Here is a 17,257-nt window from a genome sequence, read left to right on the forward strand (position 1 = left end):
CTTATGTAATTGTCTTCAACAGCAAGCTGCAGAATCTGATGTATCACTGTATGAATATTATCTATTGTCGCAATCTTCAGGCCCCTTGTATCTGCTAGCATGTTATAAAATGCCTTTATATCAGAACGTTTCAGCTTTGTAACCGGCAGCATTCCAATGTTATCAGCAACAAACTGGTCATACATATAGCAATAATTTGAAAACGTATTATGCTTAAGGTTCACCTTCAGTTCTTTCCATAAATCATACAGTGTGTTAAGTGTCACATTCTTAGCGTCAGCACGTATTCCATCAGACACATCTCTTTGAATTTCATCTTCTTTTTCGCGAAGCTCTTCCAGCGTGCCCGCTGTTACCGAATTTCTTTTTCCTGATCTCGACGTCCAACGGTATGTATAATATCCATCTGCTCTCTCAGATTCGCCAGTACGAAGTAAACGATGTCTTGAATCATATCTTTTTGCCATATAAAATTTCCCCTTTCATAGACGGAACTGTAGGACAACAGTACCTACAGTTCCAGTGGATTTCTCTTTAGATTGAATATGCTGAATCCAGATAGGCTTCCAGCTTGGTTCGCTTAATCATCCTGCGCGCACCGTTCCAAAGAACCCAGGTGCACCGCTCGTCATTACTCATATCTCGCAACTTGTTCACTCCAATGCCTGTATAACCAGCAGCTTCTTCCAGTGTCAGCAAACATTTCTTGGAAATATCAACTTCATTTTTCATAGGTAGGTTCTCCTCTCTTGCATCCAGTTTACGAGTTTTCAATTAGAGACTTTAAGTCCTTTTTGTTTAAAACTGATCCAATACCTTTTGCATTTCATCATCTATTTCAAATTTTTTCTTTCGTCTGACAGGCTGCCCGCTCTTTGGAGAAGTACCTATCGTAACAGGCTTCTCACATACTATAGGTTCTTTGCATACTTCTATCTGCTGTGCCGCAAAATATTCTATTATACTGTATACCATCTGTTCACGATCTTTTTCCAGTGCTTTGTCAATGTACTTTTTAAGCTTCTTTTTGTCTGATTTCTTCATAGCAACTACCCTGTCCTTTCTTAATTCTCAACTGTTTTAAAATCTGACTTAATAATGATGGGGTGCGAAATTGTCTTCCCTCTCACTTGGAAACATCCTACTGCAACAGACTCTCCAATCTGAAGGGATTTCAGCTTGCTTTCCCATAGTCCCTTCTTGTTTACATCTATTAGAGAAGCCACTTTCTTTGCATCCGTTAGCTCCTGCTGGAAATACAAATGGACTGCCGTTTTATCCAGTGCTGCTTTGATATCGTTTCTGTATCCAGCGATTGACTGAGTAGCCAGCACAATATTCACATGATACTTTCTTGCTTCACACAGCATTTCTAACAGAACGGAATTCTCTTTCAAAGAAAGATTCTGGAACTCATCTATAAAAATCCATAGGCCTTTAGTAATCAGCTTTCTTGTACGTAACCCTCTCCAGAGTAATGCAAGTAGTAATTCTATCCACACTCTCTGCAATTTAGCGCTTAAACCTTCCATCGAAATCACATTGGCGTAGCCCTTCTTTAGCTCCAATGAATTTTTTCGTGCAATGTCCATGTTGAGAAACTCCCACAGGCGGCTTTCTACCGCCTGTGCTACTGTTGTCTCTTGTATCTGCAACCCTGTTTTTATTGCTACCAGCTCGGATTCATCCTCTTTTTTATGATGAACCGCATATAAAATGGCGTTTCTCAGCGCTTCCTCCTGTTTGCAGCCCAAGCCATATGCTCTGCATAGCACTTGGACAATGCTCATAACATGACAGATTTCACTCTCCGCATCGTCAGAACCAACCTCTAGCAAATTGGTGTTGAATCCATCCTCTCTGGCAGAAATCACATTCACTCTGTCGATACAGTCTTTGTAGTCTGTTCCGTTAATATCAAATATCAGTGCTGTTTCTCCATTCTCAACAACATTTCTTATCAACTCTCTAAGCCGTACCGTTTTTCCTGATCCGCTTATTCCCAGAACCGAAATATGTCGGTTCGGGGACTTATCGGAAAGAAACACATCAGTTCCATTCTGTAAACTACCAACTTTTAACATTTTGTATCCTCCCCAATATCTTCCAGTAAGAGTCCTTCATCTGTCATTAACGTCTCCTTCTTTATCCATATAAGGCGGACACGCTCCTGCCAACCGTAAGAACGCCATATCAGCTTCTTTTTCGTAAAATTTTTTAGGTTTCCGTCATTACAGTCAACCATGCCCGATTTAACCATCTCATTTTTCAGCTGAACAAATGATACCGTTGCTAAAAGTGGCGCACATATCGTTCTCAATGTTGAATCTGTCACATAGTAAAAATCATCATCATATAAAATATGATTCTTGATTTCGTCAACGGCAGAGTTTCCTAACAATGGGCGAATCTCAATTTCACCTTTTGAGACCTGGTCCATAAAGCATTTTCTTACAACATCTTGAACATCGTACATTCCTTCATGACGATCCATCGTTTCAATTGAGCTCCATATCTGTCCCTTAAGCCAATCTATTTCTTCACTTATTTCTTCTTCCGCAATTCCATGTTCCCTATAAATTGCCTTCCAAATGAGAACTACCGTTATAAGGTTTTTAACAATCTTCTGGTACTTCTGATACTTTTTCTGCGGATCTTCCAACATATCTGAAAACTTTCTAATCCGTTTTATTAAGTCACATACTCCACAAACTTCTCGCTTCGTAAAGTCTGTGAATTTCTCATACTTCTTCCCAGCTTCCATAAATTCCTTCTCGTTCATCGTACATCTAAAAGCATATCCTCTTCCTATCAGTACTTCAGGAATTTTGCCACCAGTAATAACTATAGGAAGAAACCTCTGCTCTTCCAGGAAATCCAACGTTTTCCTTTCATCATCAAGTCTATTGTACACATGCACACCCATTTGATAATTCAAAGGTTGATTCTCATTCCTGCCTCTGAGTTTTACTCCAACCGCCTCCAGGTGTGCCTCCAACATAGACTTAATAATCAACGCACTTTCATCATCATCTGCAATAAGAATGATTCCCTTTTCCATTCCATAGCCATAAAATCTTATGGGTTCCTGCACAAATGCCAATTCTGCAATTGTCTCAATCAGCCATTTATTTTGCATACTCCACTACCGCCTTCCATGTATTTTCTTCATCATAAAATCTAAGTGTATCCTTAACCCTATACCAGCCGCGATTCTTTGGAGCTGTTATTGTCTGAGTACAGTTCTGAACAATACAAGCAATGATCATTCTGGCATATTCTTTTTTCTTAGATTCCGACTTTGCATATATAACAGCACCAGCCGCCTCTAATTTTTTATCAATATATCCGCCCTTCTCACACTTTCTCAAATCAAGGAACACCTCAGTTTCTTCCGTACCGATTGTCCCCGTAGTCAATTTCAAAGACAGGCGCATAATCTTCTCATATGGATTAGCTGCATTAACATAAATCTTCGTATCTACACACCTAAAATTAGTTCCCCTTCTTGGGCTGGACTCAATAGTCAAATTCTCGGTTTTTATATGTACTTCTCCATTTGCATCAATCTCAGCAACTTCACATCTTGCTAGCGCGTCTTCCTGTCTCCTCTGATCCCGGTTGTCTTCCTGCTCCCATTGCTTTTCTCTGAACTCTAAGTCCATGTTCTTGATTTCTCTATGGTATTCTCTGTCCGTGGCTTTATTGATGCTATGTTCCCATGTACTGAACCCAGCTTTATACCACTGATCAACATATTGCGGAGCAAACTGCATACCTCCAGAAACCACAGGTAACATACCATATGATTGCCCTTCCAATTGTGCACTAGGCTGTTGGCTAACTTGAGTATTCACGTCCTCATACTTTAATTCATTTTCTATATTATGGGAATCCAAAACTCCATACCGAGTCTCTCCATTCTCTTTGTAGAGTCCACACCGCCTTACTTCATTATTACCTTCCATTTTAAATACCTCCTAAAAATTTGTAGCTCATTAACTAAGCCGTACTCAATTAACGATAGATTACTTTTTTCAGAGTCACCTAGGATTTCAATTAACACTCAGAACGTTTGCAACCGCTCTGAGCCTTCTCCATCCTTTCTGCTAAGAATCTGGCACCAGAAGATTTAGCGCTTTGGATTTCTCCTTCGTAAGTTATAATAGGTCATCCACAATACCATTTCAAAAAAAAACTTCTAAACCTCTTAATTTAAATTTGCATTTCCATTGTACTTATGCTATAATATTAATTTTTTTACAATCACATTGCCCAAGTTTTTGCAATACCAACAATTTTTTATAGCAAAATGAACGTTTTTCCTCATTTTTTATTCTTCTATTGCCAAAAAAATGGGCTTATTTTATACTAATAACATAAAGTTTATTTTTATGGGGGGTATCTATGAACGATTTGACTTTAGACAAATTTGAAAAAAGTTTTTTAAACTCTTCAATAATAACTGACGAATCAACCATCAACGACTACCACAAAAAACTAATGCCTTGTTCTCCTCAAACTGCTGCTAAAGCATTTTCATCATTTAAACATTTACTGTATCTTCACTCTTTTTATAGCTTAAACAATCCAGCCCTTAATATAGCAACCTATTGCGAATCTAAGACTCATTCAATGATTAGTTGGTATTTATCCGACTATGTTGTACCCGAAACATTTATTCCAGTTTTAAGGTTAGTTCTCAATTACTTTAGTTCGCACCAAATCTTAACCTTAACTAAATCTACTGATTATTTTGAAAAAGAGGCATCTGATGAAACTACATTTTCTATCCCAACCGCGTATTTTACCGAAGCCGCTTATCTTACAACCGACTTTACGTGGAAAATCCCTTTAAATTTCATGCCCATTTTTTCTGCAATTGTATATGCCGTTTATCAATGCTTCCATGATTCCACTTTTTCTATGAATAAATTTCTGGCAGAACTCACTGATACCTATACCAATAATAAAAAAATTATTTTTTCAGATGATTCTGACACCGATTTTTTTATTGATAACCAAAAGTCCGATATGCATATACACTTTTCCAAGGATACTTTCATTGACATTTTAACCAGCTGGGCAGATAAATACCTTGCTGCTCCTTTTTTCAAGAATCTAGATTTTCTTTATACTACCTACGCACAGGATAACTCTTACCATCAAACTTTATTATACAGATCAGTTCAAACCTTAACAGCTACCCTTATAAGCGATTACGCTACTCCCGAAATTTATCTTGATATTAATGCCTTATTAGAAAATCATATAAAGCACTTCCCAGACGCTTCATCAACTGAAGAAATAAAGAATTTATATCCTCATGAAACTTTTTGTAGGTTTACAGAGCGTGAACTCCATCTTGTAGAGAATTACATAAAAAATACTAATATATGGAATAGAGAATTACTTTTAGATCTAAAAAAATTAATCAAGTATTTGGCGCACGCTTCCTTTTCTCTTCAAGAGAAATATAATTACATTGACCAATCCCTTTCCGATCAAAAAAATTTTGTAGCACAAAACTCTAAACACCTAGAAAATGAACTAAATAATGAATTTAACGAACTTTCACAATATTGTGATGTAGATTCCATTGCTTGTTCAGAGCATATTAAGCTTATTCATAATATGCTTACTACCTACACCGATAAGCTAATTTCCGAATTAGATTCACAGTATTCAAGGCTAAAAGAACATTATCATTTAAAAAAAATTTTCTTACAAGACATTATATATGATATAAAACATTTTTTTCCAGCATATACAAAAAAACTAACTGACGATTGGCATAACTTAAAAAATAAGAACAAATTTCCCGTTTTTATGAAAGTGAATAGCCCAGGGACCTTGAACAATCCTCCTCTCAATTTTTATGCAAAGACATTAGCTGGTAACGATGTTCTTCCGATTATTCAACAACTCCACCTTGATTTGGAAAGCTTCAACAAATGTTATATAAATTCATATAATGAACTTGCACAGACAGGAGTATTATCCATTTTCGGTTCTCCCTCACATTTAGCACTTGCACTTTCCAAATACCACAAATTAAAGTCTAACTTTTAAACAGACTCACAACCTCTACCTTACGAGAGACCAGATAAGCCCCCTTATCTGGTCTCTCAAAATCTCGGTTTCTACATTTGATACATGTAGCAAAAATCACACACCTTTTGATTCAGCCGCTTGCTGCTTTTTCACCATACGATAGAAACTCGCACTGGACATTCCAAGTTTCTTTTGTGCTGCTCTGGCTGTGATTGCTCCAGACTTCCACTCGGCATACACCTCTTCAAAATTATCGGGCACTTTCAGATAAGGACGTCCCAGGTGCCTGCCTTTCTTCTTTGCGGCTTCGATTCCTTCCCTCTGCCGCTTGCGGATCATCAGTCGCTCCTGCTCTGCCATGGAAGCCAGTACTTCTATAAGGATATTCTGTATCATATCAATAATCCATTCCTGGTTCTCCGGTACCTGCACCATGGAACTTGGGAGGTCTAAGATCATCAGCCTTACCTTATGCGCCTTGAACCAGGCGATCTCATTCTTGATGTCTTCCTTGTTCCTGCTGAGACGGTCCAGGCTCACTATGTATAAAACATCCCCTGGGCGCAGACCAAATATTCCTTTTAAGGCATTATAGCCAGGACGGTTTAAGTTTTTCCCGGACTGCCGGTCCATTACAATATTCTCTGGCTTTACATATTCCTGCAGGGCAAGAACCTGGCGGTCAAGGTTCTGCTCTGTAGAACTGACTCTTGCATAACCGTATTCCATCACATTACCTCGGTAATCTTATCTGTTTTCAACTCATACATAAAAATATGGCTGCTTGCCACTTCATCCTCTGGCGTTGAGTCCTCCGTTACAGCTTCCAGGCACTTTGACAGCATCTCCACATCCTCCGTGTATCTGATGTCGTGTATTGCTACTTCATGGATACTGGTTGGTACAATATAAACAGCTTCTGTGCCATACGCCTCACATATCTTTCTTGCTACCCCTGGATAGAACACAGCCGTCGCACCATTCGTTTTTTTATCCGTGCTTAGAAAACAGCCATATCTTCTCTCATTCTCCGTAGGACTGAATTCTTTTATGGGAATTCCACCATATCTGCCAGTAAGGATAGAGAGCTTCAGCTGCATACCGTCATAAAATCTTGGCGGTGCCATTTTCACGGTATTATCCATAGCCTGCTCCAAAACGTCTTCTTTTGACAGCTCCCACTTATCCAGATAAGTATTGTCTATCAGTGTTGTGTACAGTTTTCCATCATCCTCATTTATCCGCAGATACACCCCCAAAATGATATCCCCAATCTTTCTGTAAATTCCTCGTTCCAGTACTGTCACTTTTTTATTTGTACTGACAATACGAATATATAAGTCTTCCTTCACACGCTCATAATCATCAAGCATTCTGATCTTTTCCAGCCCCTTGATTTCCTTATGTGCCTCTTTTTCCCTTATGATTTCTTCTGCGATCTGCTTTATACTGTAACCGGATTTATAAGCCCGGTACATGCTTGTCGTAGTCGCACCAAATCTTATCAGCTCGTTTCCTTCCTGGATCACCAGACTTTCTTCCAGCATATTGCCATCTGCCGGTTCATAACAGGCATATTCTTTTTCAGTAAGGCGTTCCTCTATCTCTGCTAACATCTGATTTTTAAATTCCATGTAATCCATCTGCAATTCCTCCGTTATTTTTACTCTTTGTAGCTCCGCAGCGGTACTTCTGACTGCCGTACATTTTTTCTTGGGTCTGACATAACTAAATGCTGCGTCATCCCATATCTACAATTTCCAGCTTCTCGATCAGCCGCCCATAATCAGGCGGCTGATTTTGTTCGTTTCAGTCCATTCAGTGCTCTTTTCCTTGATACCTCATCCAGTTCGGAAAGAGACTTAACACCATACCGCTTTAAAATCTGTTCCTCTGGCACCTTCGTCCTTTCCAGCTCCCTGTACAGTTCCTGCCATTCCTCGTTTGCATCTCCATTATTCTTCTCTGCAGCGTTTAAGTTTCCCCATCTGAAAACCTCCGCTTTCTTCTGATTGATAACCGAAATCCCTGTAATGACCTTATCTGTCGAAATAGTGATTGCACTTACACTAAAACTATCTTTCACAACCTTCTTCTGGTCTTTCTCTGTAACCACCACTTTACTGGCTGGGATAAAAATGAAGGGAGCCGTATACAGCTCCCTTCCAATTCCCAGATTCACGCATGCTCTTTTGAACGAATCCGAAGCAGCACTTTTCTCCTTTTCAAAATCCCCTGTTGTTCCCACATCCTGCTTGGATATCCAGGTCTTTTTCTCCGGGTCCCAGATACTCACGGTACAGTACAGGGAATTTCCAATCATCATATGGCTTCTCTGCCAGCCATATATGCCAAAGGCTTCATCCAGGATTGCCTGGTCTACCCTTGCATTCTTATATAACAGAAGCGAGATTCCTTTCTCACCGATACTACCTACCCTGCATTCGATTTCATCTGCATGTAAGCTTCTTATCTTCGATTCCACAGCCATAGTACCAGCCCCCCTTTAAGATGCAATGGACAGGGTACGGTAAGCATTTACACTGGTATACTGGTTATAAATCTCCGGCTTCTCTGCTTTTAACCTCTTAGAATCCAGTAAATTCTTCTCAATCCGTTTCCAGCGTACGATCTGCCCATTGTCAAATTTTCCCTCTTCATGCTCCCCTAGAGCCGCTTTCAGCTGATTGGAGAGACCTGTTTTCCGCTTCTCCATATCCTTCAGCTGGTCACTTACATCCTGATATTCCTCCAGGACTTTCACCAGGGAACGGTCAAGCGGGACACTGTCCTTCACGGATTCCTTATACTTTCTGTCCAGAAACTCTTTCGTTGCCTCAGAATCATCTATCTCCGGGCGGATATCGCACTTTACGTTATATTCCCAGAACTTTTTCTCTGCATAGACCAGATCAGCAATCATCTCTTCATCACGCAAGATCGTATAATATATAAAATGGTTGCCGCCGATCAGAGCCGCAATGTACGCTTTCTGCATATTGCAGACTGCCAGGTAATGCTGGACCTGCATCATGTACTCTGTAGGAATCTTTCCATTCTTCCATTCATCCTCCCGATACTGACTGACAGTCTTGGCTTCAAAAATACATTTTTCCCCCTGCTCGTCAGTGACAATTCCATCCACATCCGCAAACATGAATGAAAACTGCGGATGGAACATCATAAAATGTTTCTGCCGTACCTTCAGACCTGTACGGTTCATAAATTCCTTACGGATAATCCCCTCCATCACATTGCCCCAGTATGTATACTCATTGGAGTTCTCCTGCACCGGTGTTTTGCCAGTCTTGTCTTCCCACAGCTGCTGGATGGAACGCCAGGGATTCTTCCCCATCACCACTGAAGCATCAGAGCCTCCGATACCATTTCTGCGAAGTTCCAGCCACTCTTCCCTTGTTAAATCTTTTGTCGGAATCATAATATTTTTCATTCTGCATTCTCCCCTGTAAAAATATCTATTACTTTCCTGAACTGGTTTACAACTACCAAAACATCAAATACCAGGATACAAATACCTGTTATGATCTCAAAAATCTTCATCCTTGCCTCCTGCCAGACTGAATTATTTTCATCTGCTTTCCCTTATGCTGCCAGCACCATCTGATATGCCCTGTCGATCAGCGGATTTCCGTCTGCGGTTCTGGCAAAGATATTCTCTTTGTAATTTGCAGTCTTTCTTCTTGGGGTAGAATGGGTTGCAAAATCCGATACTGCATTGACAAAACGGTAGCCATTGTTTCCTACGTCTTTCAGATCGGGTGCGTCAAAGTAGCGCATTCTCATGTCTTCCCTCAGTCTTTCAATGCCACGCTTCTGCTGTGGGGTAAAATTTTCTTCTACCGGAAGCAGAATCTCAATGTAATCCATGACCTGTTTTTCAGACAGCTGAATTTTCCTTAAATTTTCAAACTCTTTTCCAAGCGCAGACATATACTCATCAGCCAGGAAAAGGGTGTTCTTGGCTTCCTCAATCTTTCCGCTGATATCCCCTGTGTGGATCATAGACCAGCTCCGCTTTGCTGTGCGCAGAGCCAAATTCAGGGTATTATTGCATACTACACGGATAGGGGTAAGCGCAGTCTTCACCGCACCGGAACCGTCATGGGTATTGGAAAATACCATGTATGGGCTGATACGCTCGCCGGCAATGATATATTCCCTTGGAAGTCTTGCAAGCAGCCACACCCTTCTCCCCTCCTGCAGGGAGCCTGCTGTTTCGTAGCGCACGCCCTCTCCTAACAGGGCATCTGTAAATGCAAAGGCTTCCTCATTCTGGATGACCTTGTAGCGGTCTGTGACCACGCCTAATATCTTTCTGTCAGAATCTCTTACATTTGCCTTATAGCCCTGGATCAGCTCGTCATTCTCCGTATAGACAGGTTCCTGGAGGACTTTCCAGTTCAGCCCGGCAATCCGCAGTGCTTCCCTTGATTCCGGTGCTTCTGCCACCAGGGTTCCCAGTCCGTGCCATGGTTTTTCTCTTGTATAAAACATTGTTTCAACTTCTGCAGCCATAATTTCATTCTCCTTTTTCCATTGATTTTTATTCGTTCTTTTTATCAAACATCCTGTTCATGGTTTCGTTAAGCTTTTCCTCGTCCTGTTCTTTTATGCTGTAAACTTCTCCCTGGCTGCTGATAATAATATGGTCCAGCAACGGAATCCCCAGCATGACACCGCAGGCTTCCAGCCTTGCAGTCAGGTCTATATCTTCCTTACTCGCTTTTGCCCTTCCTCCCGGGTGGTTATGAAAACAGAAGATGCCGTATGCATTCGCCAGGATTGCTGACTTAAATATATCTACCGGTTCTGCATAGCACACATTTTTACTGCCTTTCGCAACCAGTTCCATTAATACAGGCTCCAGTTCCCCATTCACAGCGCACACATAGAGCAGTTCCTTATCCTGCTTGCCGAAAAAAGAGGCTGCAAAACCTGCAGCCTCCTCCGTTGTTGTAATACCTGTGTTTCCATCTTTCCCTTCGAATAATACGGAGCTTTCTCTTACCAGCTCCGTATGTACACACATGACTCTCTTCTTCATGCTGCCTCCGTTTCTTCCTGCTCCAGGAGCAGACCAATTTCCTTGATCCCGGTATCCATGCTGTTTTCCAGTTCCAGCTGGAAAGAATCTCCTTTTCCCATCCACCTGGCATAAAAGAACTGGATCACATTTGGCAGGACCAGGAGACAGCGCAGGACCTCTGATTTCATCTCACCGCTCTTTTCCAGCAAAGTCTCTGCAATATTCTCCCGGCAGTTGATCTGATACGCCCTCTGGTAAATCCTCTCTGGGGCTAACTGTAATACTCGCTTCTTATACTGCTTCCGTTCCAGCTTGATCTTGGCATTGAACAGCCTTACAATTTCATCCTCTCCCATTTTTCATCACCTCCTGTTTTCGTTTTTCTCAATCTTTCTTTGTGCCGCCGAGAACATTACCGATTGTATCTGCAACCTTACCCAGCAGTTCAAATAACAGCTCCCATGAAAAATCCATTGGCATAACTCCTTTCTCTGATATATTTGGACATGAAAAAAGCAAAGGAATGTTTCAGCCTTTGCTTTTTCATAATTATAATATGTAATTGAAATTTTGAACTTGTTTTTACACTACTCCAATTCCACAAACTGGAACTTGATTGTTAAAAACTTGCAAAATATTTTTCTAATGAATCTACAAACTCACCAATATGAATTCCATCAATAAATGAGTAATGAGTCTGTACAGATATAGGCACCATTATCCTTACATCTTTTTCCCAATACTTTCCCCAGTCCAATAAAGGTGTGGTATTATTTTTTAGCTGAATTTGTATGAGAAACATGTACATATTTTATTCGCAGCTAGGGGAACATTGAAAAATATCATTCCCAAATGGGCCTGTGAAATAGGGTTCTTGTTTATTTGTAATCTTCTTAGCATTGACACAGTATTCTCTAAGGTTATCCATCATAGAAATATTCACCCTTTTGTCTGAATTCTCTGAGGGAACACCTTCCCTGTTTTATTTTAGTATCGTTTTGGATTTTCTCTCATAAAGATAAATTCTGCTACAGAGCGGTCATATGTTTTAATGTGTCCAAACAGCCAGTCAATCACATTCTTCTGTACAAGTTCACTGAACCGATCAGTTGGTCCTTCATAATCCTGAAGGTATTCATGCAGTTCCTGAATTGTCTTTTTAAACTCTTCATGTTTTTCATGATGGTTTTCACGCTCTGGATAACCGGATTTTTCCTGAAGCTTTTCCTCTTCTTTGAAATGAAAGTCAGTATATTCATCCAGATAATCCAGCATTTTGATTGCTTTTACTTTGCTGTCGCCATTTTGACAGGCAGTTACAAAGTTCTGGATACGGTCGATCAATTCTTTATGCTGGGTATCAATTGTTTCATTTCCTGTTACTAAATTGTCATCAAAGGTAATATTTAAATCGTAAGTCATAATCTGGTCTCCATTTCTTTTTATATGTTCTCTTGGGATTTTTTTGTGTCTGTCAGTTTCACACCTGCATTTTCTGCTTAGTCTTCTACAGGAACAAAAACATCTTTTCCTAATCCACATATCGGGCATACCCAGTCATCTGGAATATCCTCAAATGCGGTTCCTGGAGCGATACCTCCGTCTGGATCGCCTACTGCCGGATCATAAATATAGCCACATGGTTCACATTCATATTTTTTCATAGTTATTTTCTCCTTTTCAATGTTGATTCATTTTGTTAATAGATTCCTACTGAATTTTTCAGTATTTTGTTGCTTTTTTATGTATGTCTGTATTATACATGATACTTTCTATTGTGTCAATAATAGTAATTGTTATTATTTTTATTTTGTGCATTTTAAATTCAGTAATATCTGACTAAAATGTTACGAAAAAGACTGGTTCTACACTATTTCTGAAAATCTGACAGTGCATTGCTCTTTCTCATGTAGCATCATTCATTATCCTATATGAATTTGCCATATATATTCCTCCAAATTCCGATTGAACAAAAGATTAAAAGTCCATAGGTAGTAGCTACTCGGACGCTCACTTTGTTCAATTAGGTCAAATCGAAAATGGAGTAAACGAAGGGGCAGTTCACTGAAATGTCAAAACTGCTTTTTCGTTTACTCCATCATCGATTCTAACCTAAAGAATTTGTGGTAATATTATACCTTGCAGTCAAAGATATTGCCACTATCGTTACTATTTCTCCAATTCGAACTCAAACCTTTGTACAACACAGTTATCCTTTACCTCAGAACAAATCTGATCTGCATTCTCATATAACATTGCCATTGTCTTTTTACACATCTTCGGAGAATCTGAAAGAATCCAGGAAATTCCATAAGATAATTCAATATACCCATAGGTATCATCATCTTTTTTCATGGTCACAATGTTCAATTCCAATAACTTAGCCAGTTCCATCGAAGCTCTCTGCAGTCTGATAAACAAAGCAATCTTCTCGGGATCAGGAACAATCTCTTTCATTTTTTCCTTCTCTTTAAAGCTTCTGATAATTTCTGCTAACTGAAAATCTCTCCGGTCATTTTCCAGCTGTAATTCTCCTTCAGAAAGATTCTCAGATTCTTCTGCTATCTGCTTATCCAGTTCTTCCATTTCCTTAGCTGCAACGTCATAATATTTACATTCTATCAGCATTCATCTTCTCCTTACAGACAAAAATGGAACAGTCAAACAAATACGTCCGAACTGTTCCCTCACTTCTTAAGTCCTCGGAGCATTGCCAATACAACAACCTGCTCATCAGCACTCAGATCATTCCATATCTCCATCACTTCATTCTGTTTATCCGTCAGATGATTTTCTTTTTCATCCTGGAAAAACTGAGACAGTGTTACATCCAGTGCACTGCATATCTTTTCAAGCGTCTGTAATGATGGTGTACTCTCATTTGCAACAATCCTTCCAAGGGAAGACTGTGCAATTCCTGTCAGCTGTGCCAGTCTGTATTTACTCACATGACGTTTTTTGCATAAATCCTTTATATTCCCAGCAACATACTCTTCTATCTGCAAGTAAATACACCTCCGTTCATCATTACTGGTTTTATTTTACCTTCAATCTCAGCATTTTATTAGAGGTATATTACGCAAGTATTTAGTTGTGTTTTAAAAAGTATTTATACAAAAAAAGAAAATTTATTAAAGCGAAGATATGTTCCGGTTCTTATGTATCGTGTTTTACTGATACCAATTATAATAACAAATTTATTCTACCATGTATGAGTTATTTTGTCTAATATAATAATCTTCCATTGCACAATTTGAAGATGAATCTTTTTCATTTCTTTAGCCATAAAAGTAGCCTAATAATAATGTAATTATCAGTGCCCTCGTTTTATTGACTCGGTTGTTGTCACTCTGCTATCGCATCGTGCCAAAACCTCGTGGGAGATTATAATTAGCCTTCTCTTATCAAGTTAAATATAACCAGCTCCACGGATAGAAATCTTTGAGAAATTTCACTGTAAAGTCTTGAGACAAATGCCTAGGTGACCAGGCTCTATCGCTTCGCGCGAGCCTGGTCTTTATGCATTTGCCTCAATCCTTTCCACTGAAATTTTCAAACATTTCTACCCATGTCGCATATTAACATATTATTGCTTTTAGCAAATCAATAGTCACAAATGCCAATGACATTTGTGACCTTCTCAACATCTCTTTCACGAAATATACGCCCTCTCCCAAACACACATGTCCGGGATACTGCCAGACATGTCTCCGTCCAACCGAAGTGTCTGATTCCCGCCTAGCCAGAAATTATAATATTTCTGGCTAACTGCCAGGCAGATGTATCAATCCTGGCAGTGCCCGATTCGTATATTCCTCTCCATATTATCATTTTAAGTATGTTGCCTATAATATTTTAAGGGATGACTGTCAACCCTGTTCGATCAGAGTCCGCCACATATATGTTTCTGAAGAATTTATTCTTAATATTCCATCGTCTCATTCTGGATTATTTCATCTTCGTTTTTCTCTATATCCTCTTCTGTTTTTACTCTCAGATATGGATTCTCAATAATTTCAGCCTGCTGGCAGGGGTAATTAGAAAAAACATATACGGTACAATTCTCTCTTAAAAGTCTTGCTCTTCCCACAGCCTGTTCCAATTCTGACTCAATGAAGAAGAGCTGCATATTTCTCATTTTCTTATCAGCGTAGCTCATCATAGGGAAACTATATCCACCTCTTTCCACACGGTATCTGTGTAAGCTGCCACTTGTATCGTATCCAAGCATTGCTCCTACCATTTTATACAGAACTGGTGAATTATGTGGTGTACCTATTACAGCTATATCCATTCCACGATATACATTAAATCCCTCCGTCTTACCAAAATGAATTTCTGAGTCTGGTGCCAGCATTTTAAAGGTGATAATCGGAATATCCCCGATATACTTTTCCTTTATCTCTTCCAGAACATCTGTCCCTCCATTTTTATTGAAAAAAGCTCTGCTGAGAGTATGTGCCGTGTACTGGAGCACCTTTCCTTTATATTCAGCCTTGTATACTTCTCTGAAATTAATGGTTTTTCCAGAGAAGTAATCCTCATATAAAGCTCTGTCAGCAGTTGCTGATAATATAGTCATCTTACTACAGTCTCCGAAATCATACTTCTTAATAAACACAATTTCCTTCTTATTTTTGCACATGATAACATGGGTACTATCAAACAACTTCGGAACCGGTCCTGTAAACTCATTTCTTTGCTCATACAGCTTTTCCAAAACTGATTCTGACAGACTGGTGAAATTGACCTGAATGGTTTCTTCATTATCCAGTTCTAAAATTCTCTCAAGCTGCTCTCTATTATCCGCATCTATAAATGGCAGTTCCAATAATTTCTCAATATCTGACAGCGGTAAACTACTTGTAAAATGAAATAATGTCATAAGCAGGTCTTCATCAATGATAATTTCATAGTCCTGCATTTTGTATAATTCTTTCATTAAAAAAAGCGCATGTGTCGTAACAATACACCGCGCTCCGCTGTAGCCTATTTTTCTTTTTTTCAGTATCTCGTTAAATATCTCTAACTGTCTTGGGGATAGTTCATCCATATGGTCCTTTTTATATTCCAGTATGGTCTTTTTTCCTCTCTTGGTGAACCCCTTGGAAAAGTCCTTGTTAAGTTTCTCCTCTAAATCCGGAAGACCTAATTGTGCAATCTTGGTATACATACTTTCTGTTATTTCACACTCAACACCTTTGGCTTCTATTCTTTCAGCCACCTCACGCTGCAGCTTGATTGTAGGCACTGCTATGATAAATTTCTTACCTATCCAGTTTTTTACAATCTCAGCGTACTGTTCCGTTTTTCCTAAAGCCGTCTGTGCTTTTATAATGTGGATATCTGCATTTCTGGCAGCTACCGCTTCCTCAAGCATTTTTTTAAGCACAGATACACATTTATCAATTTTGTAAAAAACCTCTGTATTTTCTAATTTTCTGATTTTCCTGCTTGCTTTGTCATAGAGGGATTTACCTTTACAGTTATTATAATATGGACAGGTTGTCTTTGAATTTTCACAGTACATAGGGCTGCCATTTAATATATTATGTTTTCTATTCTGGTTTAAAGTATGGTTCCATTTACCAGTACGTTTCTGCAAATTATCAAAAAATAATTTTTTTCCACCTTTTATATGTACCAGACTGGTCACAAGAAGGAACTCCTGATCATAATGTATGTCTTCTCCATTAACAAAGTCATTTAACAGAGGACATAGTTTACATAATGATTCCTGGTTATATCCGGTCAGTGTTGGAATATCCTTTCTTATTTTCTGCTCTTTCGCAGAATCTCCCTCACATGCTTTGCCTTCGCTATATGGAAGCATGATTATGCCGTTATCATTAATTTTGTCTTCAATTCCTTCTAAATCAAATTTATTCTCATTGTAAATACATAGTTCTCCGTTCTTAACACATATCCCGCTCTTTTTTCCAAGTCTTTTTAGTTCCTTACTATTATTACGCCCCTTTGTCTCCCGATAATAAATTTCCAGATTCCTTGCAAGCTCCACAATATTAATTTTTGCATACGGCTTCTTCTCTATTATCCCTTTTCCTCCGAGAAAATACCCGCCTAAATTAAGGCATTCTGCACCCACAGGTGAAAAAAATGCCCTTAGCAGAATATTAGCAGCTTTCGCAAGTGCAG

General features: G+C 39.2%; 20 protein-coding genes. 1 reads left to right on the plus strand and 19 read right to left on the minus strand.

Annotated features, from left to right (window positions below; translation table 11 throughout):
* The 6 genes from AB5Z12_RS19230 to AB5Z12_RS19255 all read right to left on the minus strand — a co-directional run.
* On the minus strand, nucleotides 1-467 hold a 467-nt coding region (locus tag AB5Z12_RS19230; RefSeq protein WP_368368737.1), incomplete at its 3' end, for an integrase DNA-binding domain-containing protein.
* Between the two features lie 67 nt (nucleotides 468-534).
* Nucleotides 535-732: an excisionase gene (locus AB5Z12_RS19235; RefSeq protein ID WP_173729208.1), complete on the minus strand. Its 198-nt coding sequence runs from the start codon at nucleotides 730-732 to the stop codon at nucleotides 535-537.
* 66 nt (nucleotides 733-798) lie between these two features.
* Complete coding sequence (locus tag AB5Z12_RS19240) at nucleotides 799-1,044, minus strand: hypothetical protein (protein WP_368356862.1); 246 nt, start codon at nucleotides 1,042-1,044, stop codon at nucleotides 799-801.
* A 20-nt stretch (nucleotides 1,045-1,064) separates the two neighbouring features.
* Complete coding sequence (locus AB5Z12_RS19245; protein ID WP_368356863.1) at nucleotides 1,065-2,084, minus strand: ATP-binding protein; 1,020 nt, start codon at nucleotides 2,082-2,084, stop codon at nucleotides 1,065-1,067.
* Nucleotides 2,078-3,139 (minus strand): hypothetical protein, encoded by a 1,062-nt coding sequence (locus AB5Z12_RS19250; protein WP_368356864.1) that lies wholly within the window; start codon nucleotides 3,137-3,139, stop codon nucleotides 2,078-2,080. Before AB5Z12_RS19250 ends, AB5Z12_RS19245 begins: the two co-directional genes overlap by 7 nt.
* Nucleotides 3,129-3,968 (minus strand): hypothetical protein, encoded by an 840-nt coding sequence (locus tag AB5Z12_RS19255; RefSeq protein WP_368356865.1) that lies wholly within the window; start codon nucleotides 3,966-3,968, stop codon nucleotides 3,129-3,131. Before AB5Z12_RS19255 ends, AB5Z12_RS19250 begins: the two co-directional genes overlap by 11 nt.
* A 439-nt stretch (nucleotides 3,969-4,407) precedes the next feature.
* On the opposite strand from AB5Z12_RS19255, the gene AB5Z12_RS19260 reads away from it, so the two are divergent.
* Nucleotides 4,408-6,072, plus strand: coding sequence for a hypothetical protein (locus AB5Z12_RS19260; RefSeq protein WP_368356866.1), 1,665 nt, complete (start codon nucleotides 4,408-4,410; stop codon nucleotides 6,070-6,072).
* Nucleotides 6,073-6,168: 96 nt separating this feature from the next.
* Here AB5Z12_RS19260 and AB5Z12_RS19265 read toward each other — a convergent pair whose 3' ends face one another.
* The 13 genes from AB5Z12_RS19265 to AB5Z12_RS19325 all read right to left on the minus strand — a co-directional run.
* Nucleotides 6,169-6,783 carry a recombinase family protein gene (locus AB5Z12_RS19265; RefSeq protein ID WP_368368738.1) on the minus strand — a complete coding sequence of 205 codons (615 nt, stop codon included), beginning with the start codon at nucleotides 6,781-6,783 and terminating at the stop codon, nucleotides 6,169-6,171.
* On the minus strand, nucleotides 6,783-7,697 hold the full coding sequence (locus AB5Z12_RS19270; RefSeq protein ID WP_368368739.1) for a DUF5688 family protein: 915 nt from the start codon (nucleotides 7,695-7,697) through the stop codon (nucleotides 6,783-6,785). Before AB5Z12_RS19270 ends, AB5Z12_RS19265 begins: the two co-directional genes overlap by 1 nt.
* Nucleotides 7,698-7,840: 143 nt before the next feature.
* On the minus strand, nucleotides 7,841-8,545 hold the full coding sequence (locus AB5Z12_RS19275; protein ID WP_368368740.1) for a hypothetical protein: 705 nt from the start codon (nucleotides 8,543-8,545) through the stop codon (nucleotides 7,841-7,843).
* Between the two features lie 15 nt (nucleotides 8,546-8,560).
* Nucleotides 8,561-9,505 carry a YqaJ viral recombinase family protein gene (locus AB5Z12_RS19280; protein WP_368366396.1) on the minus strand — a complete coding sequence of 315 codons (945 nt, stop codon included), beginning with the start codon at nucleotides 9,503-9,505 and terminating at the stop codon, nucleotides 8,561-8,563.
* 152 nt (nucleotides 9,506-9,657) lie between these two features.
* Entirely contained in the window at nucleotides 9,658-10,590 is a 933-nt protein-coding gene (locus tag AB5Z12_RS19285; RefSeq protein WP_368366398.1) for a DUF932 domain-containing protein, read from the minus strand.
* A gap of 28 nt (nucleotides 10,591-10,618) precedes the next feature.
* Nucleotides 10,619-11,119, minus strand: a complete 501-nt coding sequence (locus AB5Z12_RS19290) for a JAB domain-containing protein (RefSeq protein WP_368366399.1) — start codon at nucleotides 11,117-11,119, stop codon at nucleotides 10,619-10,621.
* Nucleotides 11,116-11,457, minus strand: coding sequence for a DUF3848 domain-containing protein (locus tag AB5Z12_RS19295; protein WP_118579832.1), 342 nt, complete (start codon nucleotides 11,455-11,457; stop codon nucleotides 11,116-11,118). Before AB5Z12_RS19295 ends, AB5Z12_RS19290 begins: the two co-directional genes overlap by 4 nt.
* A 263-nt stretch (nucleotides 11,458-11,720) precedes the next feature.
* Nucleotides 11,721-11,909, minus strand: a complete 189-nt coding sequence (locus tag AB5Z12_RS19300; RefSeq protein ID WP_306467787.1) for a CatA-like O-acetyltransferase — start codon at nucleotides 11,907-11,909, stop codon at nucleotides 11,721-11,723.
* Between the two features lie 179 nt (nucleotides 11,910-12,088).
* A complete protein-coding gene (locus tag AB5Z12_RS19305; protein WP_118579835.1) occupies nucleotides 12,089-12,523 on the minus strand; it encodes a bacteriohemerythrin in 435 nt (144 codons plus the stop codon).
* A 77-nt stretch (nucleotides 12,524-12,600) separates the two neighbouring features.
* Nucleotides 12,601-12,765, minus strand: a complete 165-nt coding sequence (gene rd / locus AB5Z12_RS19310; protein WP_005608410.1) for a rubredoxin — start codon at nucleotides 12,763-12,765, stop codon at nucleotides 12,601-12,603.
* 505 nt (nucleotides 12,766-13,270) lie between these two features.
* Nucleotides 13,271-13,729, minus strand: a complete 459-nt coding sequence (locus AB5Z12_RS19315) for a hypothetical protein (protein WP_173771184.1) — start codon at nucleotides 13,727-13,729, stop codon at nucleotides 13,271-13,273.
* Nucleotides 13,730-13,788: 59 nt separating this feature from the next.
* Complete coding sequence (locus AB5Z12_RS19320; RefSeq protein WP_368357532.1) at nucleotides 13,789-14,106, minus strand: helix-turn-helix domain-containing protein; 318 nt, start codon at nucleotides 14,104-14,106, stop codon at nucleotides 13,789-13,791.
* 917 nt (nucleotides 14,107-15,023) lie between these two features.
* On the minus strand, nucleotides 15,024-17,257 hold a 2,234-nt coding region (locus tag AB5Z12_RS19325), incomplete at its 5' end, for a hypothetical protein (protein ID WP_368368741.1).

The organism is Ruminococcus sp. RTP21358st1_G6_RTP21358_211008, assembly GCF_040908885.1.
GTDB lineage: Bacteria > Bacillota > Clostridia > Lachnospirales > Lachnospiraceae > Blautia_A > Blautia_A faecis.

Excerpts from the sequence above, each read along its gene's own strand:
- AB5Z12_RS19235 (WP_173729208.1), bottom strand. The coding sequence starts at position 732 with ATGAAAAATGAAGTTGATATTTCCAAGAAATGTTTGCTGACACTGGAA.
- AB5Z12_RS19240 (WP_368356862.1), bottom strand. The coding sequence starts at position 1,044 with ATGAAGAAATCAGACAAAAAGAAGCTTAAAAAGTACATTGACAAAGCA.
- AB5Z12_RS19245 (WP_368356863.1), bottom strand. The coding sequence starts at position 2,084 with ATGTTAAAAGTTGGTAGTTTACAGAATGGAACTGATGTGTTTCTTTCC.
- AB5Z12_RS19250 (WP_368356864.1), bottom strand. The coding sequence starts at position 3,139 with ATGCAAAATAAATGGCTGATTGAGACAATTGCAGAATTGGCATTTGTG.
- AB5Z12_RS19255 (WP_368356865.1), bottom strand. The coding sequence starts at position 3,968 with ATGGAAGGTAATAATGAAGTAAGGCGGTGTGGACTCTACAAAGAGAAT.
- AB5Z12_RS19260 (WP_368356866.1), top strand. The coding sequence starts at position 4,408 with ATGAACGATTTGACTTTAGACAAATTTGAAAAAAGTTTTTTAAACTCT.
- AB5Z12_RS19265 (WP_368368738.1), bottom strand. The coding sequence starts at position 6,783 with ATGGAATACGGTTATGCAAGAGTCAGTTCTACAGAGCAGAACCTTGAC.
- AB5Z12_RS19270 (WP_368368739.1), bottom strand. The coding sequence starts at position 7,697 with ATGGATTACATGGAATTTAAAAATCAGATGTTAGCAGAGATAGAGGAA.
- AB5Z12_RS19275 (WP_368368740.1), bottom strand. The coding sequence starts at position 8,545 with ATGGCTGTGGAATCGAAGATAAGAAGCTTACATGCAGATGAAATCGAA.
- AB5Z12_RS19280 (WP_368366396.1), bottom strand. The coding sequence starts at position 9,505 with ATGAAAAATATTATGATTCCGACAAAAGATTTAACAAGGGAAGAGTGG.
- AB5Z12_RS19285 (WP_368366398.1), bottom strand. The coding sequence starts at position 10,590 with ATGGCTGCAGAAGTTGAAACAATGTTTTATACAAGAGAAAAACCATGG.
- AB5Z12_RS19290 (WP_368366399.1), bottom strand. The coding sequence starts at position 11,119 with ATGAAGAAGAGAGTCATGTGTGTACATACGGAGCTGGTAAGAGAAAGC.
- AB5Z12_RS19295 (WP_118579832.1), bottom strand. The coding sequence starts at position 11,457 with ATGGGAGAGGATGAAATTGTAAGGCTGTTCAATGCCAAGATCAAGCTG.
- AB5Z12_RS19300 (WP_306467787.1), bottom strand. The coding sequence starts at position 11,909 with ATGTACATGTTTCTCATACAAATTCAGCTAAAAAATAATACCACACCT.
- AB5Z12_RS19305 (WP_118579835.1), bottom strand. The coding sequence starts at position 12,523 with ATGACTTACGATTTAAATATTACCTTTGATGACAATTTAGTAACAGGA.
- rd (WP_005608410.1), bottom strand. The coding sequence starts at position 12,765 with ATGAAAAAATATGAATGTGAACCATGTGGCTATATTTATGATCCGGCA.
- AB5Z12_RS19315 (WP_173771184.1), bottom strand. The coding sequence starts at position 13,729 with ATGCTGATAGAATGTAAATATTATGACGTTGCAGCTAAGGAAATGGAA.